The following is a 13,793-nucleotide window of genomic DNA, read 5'->3' as shown; positions in this document are numbered from 1 at the left end:
CGAACTAACCCCGCAAAAATTTCTTGATTATGGCCGAGAAAACAATAGACCTCGAAAAGACCCGAAAATTACTTGTCTCTTTGTTAGCACCAGAGCGAGATTTCTTTTGGGTAGTGATTGCCTACAGTGTCGCCATTGGACTGCTGACACTGGCTGTACCTATCGCCGTACAAACTCTGATCAACACCATCGTCAATATTGCCTCCTCCCGGGCCGTTACCGTTTTGGCTGTCGTGCTGTTTTGCACGCTGTTGCTCTCCGGGTGCTTCAGTGCCCTGAGAATGCGGGTGATGGAGTATTACGAGCGACGCGTATACGCCCGCCTGGTGGCGGAGTTGAGCCTTCGCACAGTGCTTGCCCCGCACAGCTATTTCGAAGGGCGCAAGAATACCAGTATCACGCACCGCTACTTCGACATAATGACGTTGCAGAAAAATATCCCCAGCCTGATGGTTGACGGTATCGCGCTGGTACTTCAAATGCTGGTAGGTTTTACCCTGGTAGCCTTTTACCACCCGTTTTTACTGGCGTTTAACCTGTGTGTACTGTTCGCCATGTATCTGATCTGGAAGATCTGGTCCACTCGAGCAAAAGAAACTGCGGTCATCCTGTCAGAATCTAAATACACCACAGCTAAATGGCTGAACAATCTGGCCTCAGCCCATACCTTTGTAAAATCAGCCACCCAATTCGAGTACGTAGGCAAAAAGACGGAGCACTGCGTGAATGAATATGTTCGCGCTCACTCCCGGCATTTCTCATTCACATTTCGCCAGGTGATTATGTTTCTGGTGCTTTATGCTTCAGCAAGCGCTGCTTTACTGGGCCTGGGTGGATGGCTGGTTATCGCCGGCCAGCTCTCAATTGGACAACTTGTTGCCGCGGAGCTGATTATGTCGGCTGTATTTTTTGGCATTGCCCGTTTCAGCCATTACCTAAAACTCTATTACGAACTGTACGGCAGTGCAGACAAACTTGGCGGCATATTCAATATGCCCCAGGAATCTCTCGAGCACTCAAGCAAACCGAGCCCTCTAAGTGCGTCTCTGACCTTTCACCATGTAACGCTGAGCCATAACAGTGAGAAGTGCGAGCTGCACTTTAGCCTGCCTGACAGGGCAAAGTGCTTTATCGTCACTCACTCCAACTGGGTACAAAAACACATTGTAAATTTGCTAAAGCGCTATAGCCTACCGGAATCAGGCTGGATAAATATGGGCGATCATGAGCTCACAGATCTGGATACCTATGAACTCAGGCAGGCGGTTTCCATACTCGACCGGTCGTTGATCGTGGAATGCACCATTGCCGAATTTATTCAGCTGTCGGCACCTTGCGCTACAAGCAGCCAAATCAACTCAGCACTCGAAAACGTTGGGTTACTGGAGGGCATTAATAAATTACCGCTCAAAATGCAGACCCCTCTGTCGGCTGCCGGTTCACCACTGCAACCGTTGGAACTGATCCTGCTGAAACTGGCCGTGGTCATGCTCAACACACCGAGAATCATAATTCTCAACCAGCATTTTGATGCCATTCCCAGCGCTCGGCGTGAAGCTTTATTGCGCATTCTCGAACAATTGGACTGCACTGTGTTGTACTTTACCAACGCCCCCAACTCCACCAGCTTTTCGCAGACCATAGACATACAGGTTGGCACCGGCCAGGCTGAAAACACCCGCGAGGAGGCAAAACGATGAGCCTGGCACGTGCTGACTTTATGGCTGCAATGAAAACGCTCAACCAATTGTCTTTGCCGAGCATCCACCGAATAGCTATTTGGATTATCATCACCTTTGTGCTTGCAGCAGTTGCGCTTCTGACCCTCACTCCGTGGGTGCAAACCGCCTATGGCACTGGCAGTGTAAACTCACTGAACCCGCTACTGCGTATTCAGCCCATCTCAGCTCTGCTGGATGGTCAAATTGAGCAGTGGCATGTAAGTGAAGGGGAAAGAGTCCGACAGGGCCAACCCATTGTCACACTCGTTGACGTGGACGCAGACAGGCTGGAAAAAATTCGCTCGCAGCAGGCAGCCGCAACCCAGCGCTTTGTCGCTAATCAACAGGCGGTAAAAAATGCCCAGTCAAACCTCTCGCGGCAACAGACTTTGTTGCTGGAGGGCCTGGTTTCACCCAAAGCGGTTGAACAAGTTGAGATTGAGCTGGAAAAACTGAAAGCAGAACTGGCAAAAACGGAGGAGGATCTAAACAGCATCCGAATGACCCTTGCACGCCAGGAAACCCGAACCAAAGTCGCTCCCATGGATGGTACGGTTGTGCGCCTTCGCTCCATTGGCGCGGCTACCTACATCAAAGCGGGAGAGCAACTTGGTTCGTTTGTGCCGGACAATATTGAACGCCAGGTAAGCATAAAGGTAAACGGTCTGGACGCAGCACTGGTGAGCAAAGGCCGGGCAGTCAGAATTCAATTCGAAGGCTGGCCAGCATTTCAGTTCAGCGGCTGGCCTGGCATTTCAGTGGGAACCTTTGCAGGTATTGTCACGTTTGTGGAGCCGGTAGCCGATCAAAACGGCGAGTTTACCGTTTGGGTATCTCCTGACCCGAGCGCCGATCCCTGGCCTGAGCATGACAGCGCCCGACTTGGCAGCCGGGTTCGGGCCTGGATCCTGCTGGAGGAAGTACAATTGGGCTACGAATTATGGCGTCAGCTCAACAATTTTCCACCGCTTCAAACGACAAATCGTGAGCCACAGTGAAACAGTCACTTTTAATATTCCTACTTCTACTTCCCTTTGGTAGCGCAGCCATGTCGCTGGCCGAATATCTGTCGGCAGTCTCTCAGGGGCACCCGGAATTGCGTGCTATGGCTGCTCGCGGGGGGCAGTATGAGGCCAGCCTGCAAAAAGCTGAAGGGGCTTATGATAGTACGCTGATCCACAAAAGTGCTGCACGTCTGAGCGGCTATTATGACGGGATTTATGCCCGCCAGCGCTATGTTCAGCCCATAGAAACATTTAATGCCCAGTTCTTTACCGAGTACCGGATTTCCGATCAGGACTTTCCGGTGTATGAGCAGGAAAATCAAACCTTATCGGGTGGTGAAGCGTCTGTGGGCGTACGTTTGTCACTTCTGCAAAACCGTGACATTGATGACAACCGATTCGGCATTCGCCAGGCCAGCGTAGACACTCAAAAATGGCGGCAACAAGTGAGAATTGCACAAAGTGAATTTTACTTTGAAGCCATACAGGCCTACCTCAACTGGGCCGAGGCAAAAAACTACCAGGCTGCCGCACAACAACTGGTTGAAACCACAAGAGCGCAACAAAACGCGATTCAGCAAAGGGTAGATTCCGGAGATCTAGCTGACCTCGCCCTGACCGAATTTGCAACGCGCCTGTTGGAGCGGGAACTCTCCCTGCTCGAAGCGGAAGGCAAAGTCCAGACCAGCCTTCAGAAACTCAGCTACTTTATGGGTGGGTGGAAGGGGAACTTCTATCAATCCCAGAGCAGTCTATTTACCGAACAAAGCAGAGGATGGCAGACGCTTTTCGCACTGGCAGAACAAACAAGGAAGGACATCAATACTCACCCGGCCGTTGCCACCAAGCTATTGGAACTGAGCGTTTATCAGCAAAAGCTGCGCCTGGCTGACACCAAACTGCTTCCCAAACTGGATTTGGAAGCGGCTATCGCCAAAGATTTCGGCGCCGGGCCTGCACCTTTGGAACAGGCTGAAACCAAAATTGGGCTGTATTTTTCTCTGCCCCTTCAACGCAATCAGGCAAAGGCAGAAAAGTCGAAGGTACAACTTGAACTGCAGCAACTTAACGCGGAACTGGATGCGCTGAAACAAGCCATTACCACACAACTTGAAGAAGCCAGGGTAAACCTGAATTACGCCACCCGACTCTTCGAGATGAACCACCAGCAGGTAAGCCTGAACAACCGCTTGTTGCTCCAGGAGCAACGCCAGTTTGAACTGGGTGCCAGTGACTTTTTTATGCTAAACAGCCGGGAAGTCGATGCGTTCAAAGCAAAGCTCAAGTCCATTCGCGCAGAGTTCAATATCTACCGACAACAACTGCGCATTTTGAAAATTCAGGCATCACTGGATCACGAGTTCGTAGTGAGTACAGCAGCTACGCAAACCTGGGGTAATGAGGTCATTATTCAACGAACGCCTCAGTTATGAATTGGTATCGCGGCGAACGCGTGAACTTATAAAATCTTGCGATGATGTAAGGCAGCCCGACAACGTTTGCAGAAGCAAGCAAAACGGCGTACTGAATAATATTAATCAACAGCAGACACAAATCCAGCAACTGATGGACGCGCCGCCAAAGCGTATTGAAGCGTAAGAGAAACGCCGAGACCTCCTGCGTGCCAGCAGATGAGGAAACAAACACCTTAAAATCAAAATCACAGTCACGACAAATAGCAACGTCCAAGGTTGAGCCACTAAATACACGTTGTGTAAATACAGACAAGCCGTCTGAGAGCACCCTCACCATGCGGCGATAAAAGCTTAAGACATGCACCGACATCTTCTTGACCGCGGTCGCCAGCGAGCGGATTTTTTCCTGTATCCAGTCCACTCCCTTCTTAAGCTGCCGAATCAGCCATCGAAAAGAACGCTTCAGGCCATCAAACAGCCAGCTGCCCCAAGATTCACGCTTGATTTCGGTGGATAACATATGCGCATGCTGACGGTCAGCCGACATATCCTCAATAGCCTGAACGACGGCCTCGGCGCCCGAATCGCGCTCCTCGCCATTTATCTCGTTAAGCGCAAAATACGCCAGGCAACGGCGGATAATTTGCAGGTTTGATTGCCCGGAATCACTGCCCAACTGCTCCGATTCACACAATTCAGCAACGGCCTTTGCCAATGCGTTATGCCTGGGATCATCCAGCGGCAGCCTAGATTGGTGGGCACCGGGTTTTACACCGGAAAATCCGTACAGCCATAACTCAATGGTCAGCAGATTGTAGAGCAGGTCTTCGACAAATGGATGGGCGCGGATAAAATCCGGGCTTGTCAGCATATCGAACTGCGCACTCAGTAAAGGAGTGAGCTTGTCAAGGTCGTACAGGTAGGTTAGCGCCACAGCATTCTGCCCTGTCGCAGGCATACGCACTAAAGCACTGAGAAACGCCTGCCATACCATCACACCAGACTTGCGGTTTCTTCCGTGGGTTCTGACCGAATTACGTTCATCAGACACCACACCAAAAACCCGCAGACGCAACTCTATACTCCTGTTGAGCGCAGCTGTTCGCCGTGGCACCAGCCACTCGGCCAGATGCGTCGGCTCTTCAAACGTATACAGTTGCTGCAATGCATTCCAGGTTTGCATGCCCAACCAGCCGTCATTATGAATGTCCGCTTCACTCTGAAACACCTTCAGCGCCTGTTTCAGTTCCCGGCTATTTTTACGCCTTGCTTGCTGCCGCCGCTTTATACCCGGCTTTCCTGTTCCTGCAGAAGGCGCACTTCTGCGAAGATACCCAAGCCGGTAAAGGCGATCCCAGAGATTGGTGAACAATGCACGGTCGTGTGCCAGAGCTTCAAATCGATCCTGGTTTTCGGGGATCACCACAACCTTTTGCTGCGGTTCCAGCTGAGCAACTAACTCATCAAAAGCAGTGAGCTGATCAAACCCCGAAGGCTGTTTGCCAAGATCAGTAACTTCCATGCTGCCTCCTGCCTTGTGCATTTCTGCCGAAGTTATGAGGTTAATTTACCGACGGCTAACCCGATGATCTTCGCCCTGAATTCTGAGCCGTTCCTGACCGCCGCAGAGTGCGCCTCAATCAATGCTTCGGTCACCCCACTGGAGGCAATAAAATTTTTCGCATCGCCATCAATGTTGACCTGGGTCGCCAATACCAGTTTTAGCTTGCCTTTAATGGTAGCGTCCTCACTCTGGGTCAGGCTAAGCAGGTCGCTCCACTTTAATGACTTGTTGTCACTGTTAACCGCAACACTGAGCTCTCCGGTATAGGTTTCGACCGAAAGTGTCGCCAGGTCCCCCACCGCGTTTTGCAAGGAATCCTTAATGCCTTCCCAACCCTGCGCCTTGGTTTCGCCAGCCATACGTGCACTCCTTTTTACAAGAGGTGAATTACTAGACTGGCATAAATTCAACAAAATGCTACCGCCGGAGCGCGCCGGTTGTGCAGCTTTCGATTCACAGTAACGGAGCACTACCGATTTATTTTGGTGCAAGAAACAACCAACATCCCGACACTTTCCCTGATTTTTGCCGCAAAATCTTTACATTTCAGCAACATTAAGATTTATGAAACCGGTATGCTATGAAACAGATAGAGTACAAAAATCACACAACCAACTGAATTTAATAGGCTTTTGCAATGAAAATTGCAAAATTATCTATTTTCCAGTCACTTGCAAAAATAAACAGACCAAATGGTCAGCTTTTTGGCATCAAAGCTGCTCTGTAGTGAATTGCACAAATTAACTACAGCACATTACCAACTGGAAACACACAATGAAGAACTTGGAATGCAAACTCAACCGGGTCACCGCTGCGGTCACACTGGCGGTTTCCACTATCATGGCAAATCATGCTCTGGCACAGGAAGCCGAACAAACCGAACCTCAGACTGAAGTTATCAGCGTAACCGGAAAGCGCGTTGACAGTTACGGCATTATGCCCACGGAAGACAGTGGCAGCGCATTCGGCCTCGACCGCAGCCTTTATGAAACCCCGCGCTCAATCACGGAAGTGAGTGAAGACCTGGTTGAGAAATTCGCCCTGCGCAGCGTGGATGATCTGGTTCGCCTTACTCCCGGTGCATTCACAAGTTCCTTTTTTGGAATCAAGGGGGCCATGGACATACGTGGCGAAGCGGCAGACAACTACTTCCGCGGCTTCCGCCGAATCGCTAACCCAGGAGCCTTCAACACCATTATTCGTGGTGCTGAAAAACTTGAAATCATGCGCGGACCTGTATCTCCCCTGTACGGCAGCGGAAGTGTCGGCGGCCAGCTGAATTACATCCCCAAATCGGCCAAGGTAGACGGCAGCAAATACATTGACTCGGTAACCGGCGATGTAACCGCCACCTTTGGTTCCTATGACCAGCAAATCGTATCCGGCAGCCTCGCAATCCCGTTTCAGCTGGGCAAGCGCTATGGTGGTATCAACTTTTTTGCCGAAGCCGAAGATTCTGACTCTTACTTCCACGGCTATGAACCCAGCAGTGAATTGTTCCAGGCTGCGGTAGACATTGACTGGAGCGACCGTACCACCATTGAGTTTGGTGTCCAGTTTCAAAAATCTGACAGCATTCAGGTACCTGGCTGGAACCGGGTTACCCAGGATCTTATTGATCACGGCACCTACATCACCGGCGCACCACAGAACCTAAACTCAACCAATACCTTGGGCGCCAATACCCTGCTTCCACAGGAATCGGCATTTGTCGCGCCTTTCGCTCCCGGCTTTTTGAACAATGCGTTTTCCAATACGGGGAGCTTCTGTGGCGCTGCTGCACCAGGTGAAGGTAACGCTGTTTATAATGGCTTTGAAATTTCCTGCCCGGGCGGATTCGGCAACTTTCTGGCTGATCGCAGCCTGAACAACCCGTTTGCGCTGACTAACGTTGGTGAAGCACACCTGGATCACCGTACCACCTTCATTGATGAGGAAGACTACGCAGACACCACTGCGGTCACTGTGTACTTTGATGTCACCCATGAATTTGAAAGCGGTGTGGTTTGGAAAAACGAAGCCTTTTACGATTACATGGACCATACAAAATACCAAAGCTGGGGCTTCACAGCGTTCTACCCCGATGCGTACCTGTACGAACTGCGCAGCAGCCTGACGTTTACCACTGAGCTCGACAGCGTAAGCGCTGAGAGCATTGTGGGCGTAAACTATCGTTACGAAGACCTCTATAACAACGCCTCATGGTTTGATGAGACGTTCGACTTTCGTGATCTGACCGTTGGGCCAACCCCCAATGACCGGATTTCACCAGCCGTGTTTGACCCCTACCAGTATGCCACCATCCTTTATGATGAAGACGGTAACCCTACCGGGATAGACGGAACTCTTGAACGTAACTTCAACGAGCGACACAAATCGACAGCTAAAAACACCGGTGTGTTCTTCCTTACCGATGTGGCATTTGGCGACCTCAGCGTATTGCTCGGCGCCCGCTATGACTACTTCGACGTAGCTTCAGAAAACACCTGGGTAAGCTACTTTGGCCAACCCCAGGGTGACGGTGTACACAGTGGCAGCGACGATGCGTTCAGCTACAACATCAGCGTTTCCTATGATTTTGATGGCATTGTTCCTTACGTAACCCATGCGGTTTCCAACTCTTTAAGCACGAACCAGTTGGGTGGCATCATTCCGGATACCATCGACAACAGCGAATATCTGCAGGAGTCCAACCTCAGCGAAATCGGTATCAAAGCCAATCTGTACGACGGAAAGCTTTATGCTGCGGTTTCCTATTACGACCAGGACAAAACCTTCCGCGATGGCCAGACCAATGCGCTGGTTGCAGTATTTGGTGACGGCTATGAATTTGAACTCAGAGCACTGCTGACCGACAACCTCTCCATTCTAGCCACCGCAACCCACACAGACACCACCGAAGTGAGTGACGGTGCACTGGCCGTTATCAACGGCGCAGAATTTGCCGAACAAAACGGCCTTGAGCCCTGGGAAGTGTACGGAGGACGTATTGCCGGCTCCCGTTCAGCATTTGTCGGACAGGGTGTGGAACTTGAGCGTGGTGGTTTGCCGGACAACATTGCCAGCGTTTACGCTAACTGGGCTCAGCCTATTGCCAGCGGTGAGCTGTCAGCCAGCGTAGGCGTTACCTGGGTAGACTCAACCTATACCGATGTATTGAAAACCGTGATGCTGCCTAGCTATTCGGTCTGGAACGGTTCCGTAGGGTATGCCTACGGCCCGATGTCCGTCATGCTTAAACTCAACAACCTGCTGGATGAAGAATACTACACCTCGGCAGACCTGTTTGACTCGGTGATAGTTAAACCCTCGGAGGGGCGCACCTTCTCACTGACAGCATCCTACACATTTTAAGTCTTCCCATGACTGGCGTTCAGTCTGGCCCCGTTTCAGATTGAGCGCTGTTGAGAAGCAGCAACCGTTGAATAAACAATTGTGTTCTCCGCCTGTGTTTATACAACGACAACTCAAAGCCGCGCTCTTGCGCGGCTTTTTTTACTCATCGCACTTCGCATAATACTTCCACGCCTGTGACAGAGCGTTAGGACAGGCCGGGGCACGAGCGGTCTGGTTATAATACGCTGACATAGCCCAAATTTTCATGGGTAATGATTGCCAAGACACAAATGAGCGCAAAGGAAAAACACCTCCAACCATTTTTATTAGGCTAATTTTTAGCGGCGTTGTACCAGATAGGAGAGCTATATATCCTCACCTATATTGTTGCAGGGCGCCCCGTTTGCTCCACATCGATACCCAGCTCAATGGCGTCCAGCAATGAGTATCTGGAGGTTGGGATTTCCAGTGCCCGAACGTAATAGAACGCATTTTGCGAAGGATTAAATTCGGGGTCGGCCCAAAATACGCTTAACTGGGGAAAGCCAATAGTATTGGTGTATTTTCCGGTGGTAAGGTCAACGGTGTTACCAACTTTAACGCTGCCGCCAGTTCTGCCGTCGGATAACGCCACATCAAAAATTTTCTCCTCAGAAACTCCGGCATCATTCAACCAGCCTTTAACCACTTGCACCCTATCCAAGTTCGCACCGTCCGGATCCTTCATCACCGATGTTAAAAAGCCGAGTGCAGCTTTATCTGCCGGTTGGTACAAATCCCCTCCCATAGGTACTCCCTTGCGATTCAGGGTGCAGTTGTGCCTGTGCCATACAAATTGCGACATTGTCGGCTGACATTAAATGTTTCAGGCTCCCCAGTCGAAATCTCGCTGGATCGTTTGGCTATCGTCAAAGGTATCCATCCGCGGTGCGCGAAGTGATGGCAATGGTGAGGTAATTGGTGAGGCAATCTTATCGAGGTGATCGAAGATCTTCTTGATAACTACAGGTTCACTAATGCAGGCAATGATCTTCACACTGTGTTTGGTGCAGCTTTCACACAGTGTGATGTCGATGTTAAAGACCCGCTTGAGTCGCTGTGCCCAGATCATGCTTCTGGCATGGCAAAGTAGCAAATTAACGTGTGTGTTCACCCATGCCGAGCCGCCAGATGAATTTCTGTCGAGCAGCATAATCCGTTAAGGCAAAAGAGAACAAGGCCAGGCCTAGTAACTCTAATGTTTCTTCGACAGTGGTGGAGATGGCAAAGGCAAGCGATTGCGTGCTGTATAAACCTTTCATGACACCGGACACCATTTCCACACCCGCGACGCCAGAAATGTATACCGCACCTGAGGTGATAAATAAAATTGCCGAACGACGCTCCATTGCCATCAGAAACCGAAAATACAACAGCGCCATGACGGGTAGAAAAATAAATGCCAGTATTACCCAGGCATTAGTTAAATAATCACCTGGCTGAATGCCAAAAAAGTGCTTTAATGGTTCGATGCTTTTTTCGTGTATCTGGGAAATTTCATCTATGGACATCGATATAAAAACCAATCCAAGAAATGCCCAGTGACGATGCCAGGGTGTCGCCAGAGACTTGTGAGCATGACACAATAAGACCATGAATACTGCACAAGATGCCATCAGAAAGGATGAGAAATAGGTAGGTATATTGGCTTCTTTGTTCAGGTCAAAAAGCGTAATAAACCCATAACCGGTAACAGCGCCGAAGCCAAATTTCATCACAAGAGCCGTAATATGAAACGAGAACAAAAGGCCAATGATGATCAGGCTAAATTTTAAGATTCTCTTTGGAAAAGCGCTTATAGTGACTTCATTATATTGCATTGCAGCATCAGTGGACGCTGATAATGAAGGCTCCAATATGCCTGGAGCAACTGGTTTTATTGTCATGTGTCTATCCTTAAACATCAGCAACAAATTTCAGAACCTTAATATGTTCCAATTTTAAGTATCCAAAATATACAATACAGCTGCAAATGTCACGCTGTTCCTTTTTTCAGCGAATGATTATTGGAAGTGCACGCAAGATTCGCACTTAAATGACCTTCACAACTCACCGCAGCAGCAATCAAACTGTTTGATTTTGTTACGCTGATGATTTGTCTTGTAAATGATGAATTCGTAGTGAAATAGATGTCCAAAAAGAAAGACAGCAACTCAACATTTCATGCAAAGTTTTTTATTTATTAATGACGATTCGGTGAGACGCCAAGAGGAAAGGTGCCCAGATGCGGGATCGTAACGCGCTGAGCAACAACACCGACACGGGCGGTAGTGTTTTCACATTTCAAGATCAAAAAAGCCCCGCAATACTGCGAGGCTTCTAGGAATGGTGCCCAGAGGCGGGATCGAACCACCGACACGCGGATTTTCAATCCGCTGCTCTACCAACTGAGCTATCTGGGCGAAACTGTTTGCGCTTGGGCTTTTCTTTTAAAGCCTGTCGCGTCGTGGGTGCGTATTAAACGTATTTCCGCTTCGCAAGTCAACCGTTTTTAGCGGAATTTTTTTCGTTTGCACGTTGTTTGCACAATTTGGTGTTTAATGGTTATTTTTTCGGCGGAACATAGCCTTCTATGGTAGGTTCTACACCTTCAAACAAATAAGCTTCCATTTTTTCTTCGAGGAATTTGCGCGCCGCCGGGTCCATCATATTCAGCTTGTGTTCGTTGATAAGCATGGTTTGCTTCTTTTGCCATTCAGCCCAGGCCTGTTTGGAAATGTTGTCAAAAATACGTTTGCCCAATTCCCCGGGGTAAAGCTGGAAATCCAACCCTTCGGCATCCTGTTTGAGATGTTGGCAGTACACGTTTCGGCTCATGTTTAAGGTCCTCTGCGTCAAGCTGGTTGCTTACAGCATATGTTTAAGTTGATTAATTATCTTTTGGGTTGGTGCAGCAAGCCCAACTTCTATGGCATCGTCTATATCAAACCAGCGTCCTGAACCTCCCTGAATTACATTCCCTGGCGGAGCAGAGAGTAGCCGGATTTGTGGCGTTATGTCTAAATGAAAGTGGCTGAAGGTATGCCTGAATTCGGGCAATGCCTCAGTTTGCCACTCTTGTGCCCCAATCAAATTCGCACTTTGCTCTGTTTCAGGGAAACCAAACAAACCGCCCCAGATGCCACTGGCAGGGCGCTGTTCCATATACACCTGGCGCTGATACAGCCACACCAGCATGGTAGCCGACTTTTGCGGCTTTTGGGCTTTTGGTTTTTTGCCCGGAAATTCACTTTGTCGGCCCTGGGCGTAAGCCAGACAATCTGCTTGCAATGGGCACATGTCGCAATCTGGCTTGCTACGGGTGCACACCATGGCACCCAGGTCCATCATCGCCTGGGTATAATGGTTACAGCGCTTGGCAGGCGTGTTTTTCCCTGCCAAATTCCACAACTGGTTTTCAACGGCTTTTTGTCCTGGCCAACCATCAATGGCGTAATAACGGGCAAGCACACGCTTAACGTTACCATCCAGAATCGGGTGCTGTTGCTGACAAGCCAGCGACAAAATGGCACCAGCCGTAGAACGACCAATACCCGGCAGCGCCATAACCTCTTCAAGCGTCTGCGGAAACTGCCCACCATACTGTTGCACAATCTGCTGTGCGGCTTTGTGCAGATTCCTTGCCCTGGCGTAGTAGCCCAGCCCCGTCCACAAATGAAGCACTTCATCCTGGGGGGCACTTGCGAGGCTATCTATGGCCGGGAAACGCTGCATGAAACGCTGATAATACGGAATGACCGTCGTCACCTGGGTTTGCTGCAACATAATTTCCGAAACCCAAACTCCGTAGGCGCTAATGTTTTGTTGCCACGGCAGATGTTTACGCCCATTTTTATCAAACCACGCCAGTACCCGGGTGGCGAAAGTGTCAGCCATACTGCCGCACCATCCAAATGCTAATATCAAAGGGCGCGTATGATACCATGCATTCGGTTTAACCACCCAAACTGAGGTTTTAAGTGATCGAACAACCTGTCGTTTTTCTTCCCGGCACCCTTTGTGACGAACGAGTCTGGTTACCTGTATGGCGTCAGCTTTCTTTGGCGCAGCGCCGCTACGTGCCATTGCAGTGGGCTTCCAGCAAAGAAGAAATGCTGACCCTGACCGCCGACAGAATCATGAATGATGAGAAAGTCCATCTGGTTGGTTTTTCTATGGGTGGCTATATCGCCAGCTTGTATGCCTGTGCGAACCCCAAGCGTATAGCCTCTCTGACGTTAGTGGGATACAACGCAAACGGTTTCGAACATGCAGAAGAAATGCGCCGCAAGCAATTAATCGGTTCTCTGCGCAAAGGGCAGTTTAAGCCGGATAACCCGAACTACCTCGAACGTTTTATTCACCTGGACTTTCTGAATTCACAGGTTGCCGATACAGTTCGAGCCATGGGATCAGATTTGGGCGCGAGCACGTTACTGGCCCATACCCAGGCCACAACGCCAAGAAGCAGCACTCTTGCAGGGCTGGCAAAATCACCCTTTCCCATTCATGTCGTTGCGGCAGAGCAGGATCAGGTTACACCGTTAGCGGGTATGCAGTCCATGGCAGCTACTCTGCCTTCGGCTACTCTGACGGTGATCCTTGGTAGTGGCCATATGGTCATACTTGAGCGCCCTGCTGAAACAACCCAGGCCCTGCTGGCGGGATTTAAACCCTACCCCCCCTGCAAATGAGGTGGTAATTGAGGCAATTTTCATCTAAAACATTGCAATCG

At 49.9% G+C, this 13,793-nt stretch carries 12 protein-coding genes and 1 tRNA gene; 5 read left to right on the top strand and 8 right to left on the bottom strand.

Going from position 1 to position 13,793, the window contains the following annotated elements; all coding sequences use genetic code 11:
- Window positions 1–29: 29 nt before the first annotated feature.
- Genes DXV75_RS09835 through DXV75_RS09825 form a run of 3 tightly spaced genes read left to right on the top strand, consistent with a single transcriptional unit; the run spans window position 30 to window position 4,158 of the window.
- Complete coding sequence (locus DXV75_RS09835; protein WP_115593233.1) at window positions 30–1,700, top strand: ABC transporter transmembrane domain-containing protein; 1,671 nt, start codon at window positions 30–32, stop codon at window positions 1,698–1,700.
- On the top strand, window positions 1,697–2,719 hold the full coding sequence (locus DXV75_RS09830; protein ID WP_115593232.1) for an efflux RND transporter periplasmic adaptor subunit: 1,023 nt from the start codon (window positions 1,697–1,699) through the stop codon (window positions 2,717–2,719). The genes DXV75_RS09835 and DXV75_RS09830 overlap by 4 nt, the downstream gene beginning before the upstream one ends.
- Before the next feature lie 50 nt (window positions 2,720–2,769).
- On the top strand, window positions 2,770–4,158 hold the full coding sequence (locus DXV75_RS09825) for a TolC family protein (protein WP_245953167.1): 1,389 nt from the start codon (window positions 2,770–2,772) through the stop codon (window positions 4,156–4,158).
- Here DXV75_RS09825 and DXV75_RS09820 read toward each other — a convergent pair.
- Together DXV75_RS09820 and DXV75_RS09815 are read right to left on the bottom strand one after the other, a co-directional pair.
- Entirely contained in the window at window positions 4,133–5,662 is a 1,530-nt protein-coding gene (locus DXV75_RS09820) for a peptidoglycan-binding domain-containing protein (RefSeq protein ID WP_181898398.1), read from the bottom strand. The genes DXV75_RS09825 and DXV75_RS09820 overlap by 26 nt on opposite strands.
- Before the next feature lie 32 nt (window positions 5,663–5,694).
- Complete coding sequence (locus DXV75_RS09815) at window positions 5,695–6,063, bottom strand: hypothetical protein (RefSeq protein ID WP_115593229.1); 369 nt, start codon at window positions 6,061–6,063, stop codon at window positions 5,695–5,697.
- Window positions 6,064–6,478: 415 nt separating this feature from the next.
- Here DXV75_RS09815 and DXV75_RS09810 point away from each other — a divergent pair, with 415 nt between their 5' ends.
- Entirely contained in the window at window positions 6,479–9,058 is a 2,580-nt protein-coding gene (locus DXV75_RS09810) for a TonB-dependent siderophore receptor (RefSeq protein ID WP_115593228.1), read from the top strand.
- A 361-nt stretch (window positions 9,059–9,419) separates the two neighbouring features.
- Here the strand turns inward: DXV75_RS09810 and DXV75_RS09805 are convergent, their stop codons facing one another.
- The 6 genes from DXV75_RS09805 to mutY all read right to left on the bottom strand — a co-directional run bounded on the left by DXV75_RS09805 (window position 9,420) and on the right by mutY (window position 12,955).
- Complete coding sequence (locus DXV75_RS09805) at window positions 9,420–9,884, bottom strand: DUF3604 domain-containing protein (RefSeq protein ID WP_115593227.1); 465 nt, start codon at window positions 9,882–9,884, stop codon at window positions 9,420–9,422.
- Window positions 9,885–9,905: 21 nt separating this feature from the next.
- A complete protein-coding gene (locus DXV75_RS09800) occupies window positions 9,906–10,151 on the bottom strand; it encodes a hypothetical protein (protein ID WP_425451696.1) in 246 nt (81 codons plus the stop codon).
- A 25-nt stretch (window positions 10,152–10,176) separates the two neighbouring features.
- Complete coding sequence (locus DXV75_RS09795) at window positions 10,177–10,965, bottom strand: hypothetical protein (RefSeq protein ID WP_115593226.1); 789 nt, start codon at window positions 10,963–10,965, stop codon at window positions 10,177–10,179.
- A gap of 440 nt (window positions 10,966–11,405) precedes the next feature.
- Window positions 11,406–11,481 (bottom strand) — tRNA-Phe (locus DXV75_RS09790).
- 142 nt (window positions 11,482–11,623) lie between these two features.
- Window positions 11,624–11,896, bottom strand: a complete 273-nt coding sequence (locus tag DXV75_RS09785; RefSeq protein ID WP_115593225.1) for an oxidative damage protection protein — start codon at window positions 11,894–11,896, stop codon at window positions 11,624–11,626.
- Window positions 11,897–11,926: 30 nt separating this feature from the next.
- Window positions 11,927–12,955 carry an A/G-specific adenine glycosylase gene (gene mutY, locus DXV75_RS09780; protein WP_115593224.1) on the bottom strand — a complete coding sequence of 343 codons (1,029 nt, stop codon included), beginning with the start codon at window positions 12,953–12,955 and terminating at the stop codon, window positions 11,927–11,929.
- A gap of 83 nt (window positions 12,956–13,038) precedes the next feature.
- Here mutY and DXV75_RS09775 point away from each other — a divergent pair, with 83 nt between their 5' ends.
- Window positions 13,039–13,752: an alpha/beta fold hydrolase gene (locus tag DXV75_RS09775; protein WP_115593223.1), complete on the top strand. Its 714-nt coding sequence runs from the start codon at window positions 13,039–13,041 to the stop codon at window positions 13,750–13,752.
- The last annotated feature ends 41 nt before the right edge of the window (window positions 13,753–13,793 follow it).

The sequence above is a fragment of the Alteromonas aestuariivivens genome, assembly GCF_003367475.1.
Taxonomy (GTDB): Bacteria; Pseudomonadota; Gammaproteobacteria; order Enterobacterales; family Alteromonadaceae; genus Alteromonas; species Alteromonas aestuariivivens.
Note: the sequence above shows the minus strand (reverse complement) of the source record. Positions and strands in the feature narration are given on the sequence as shown.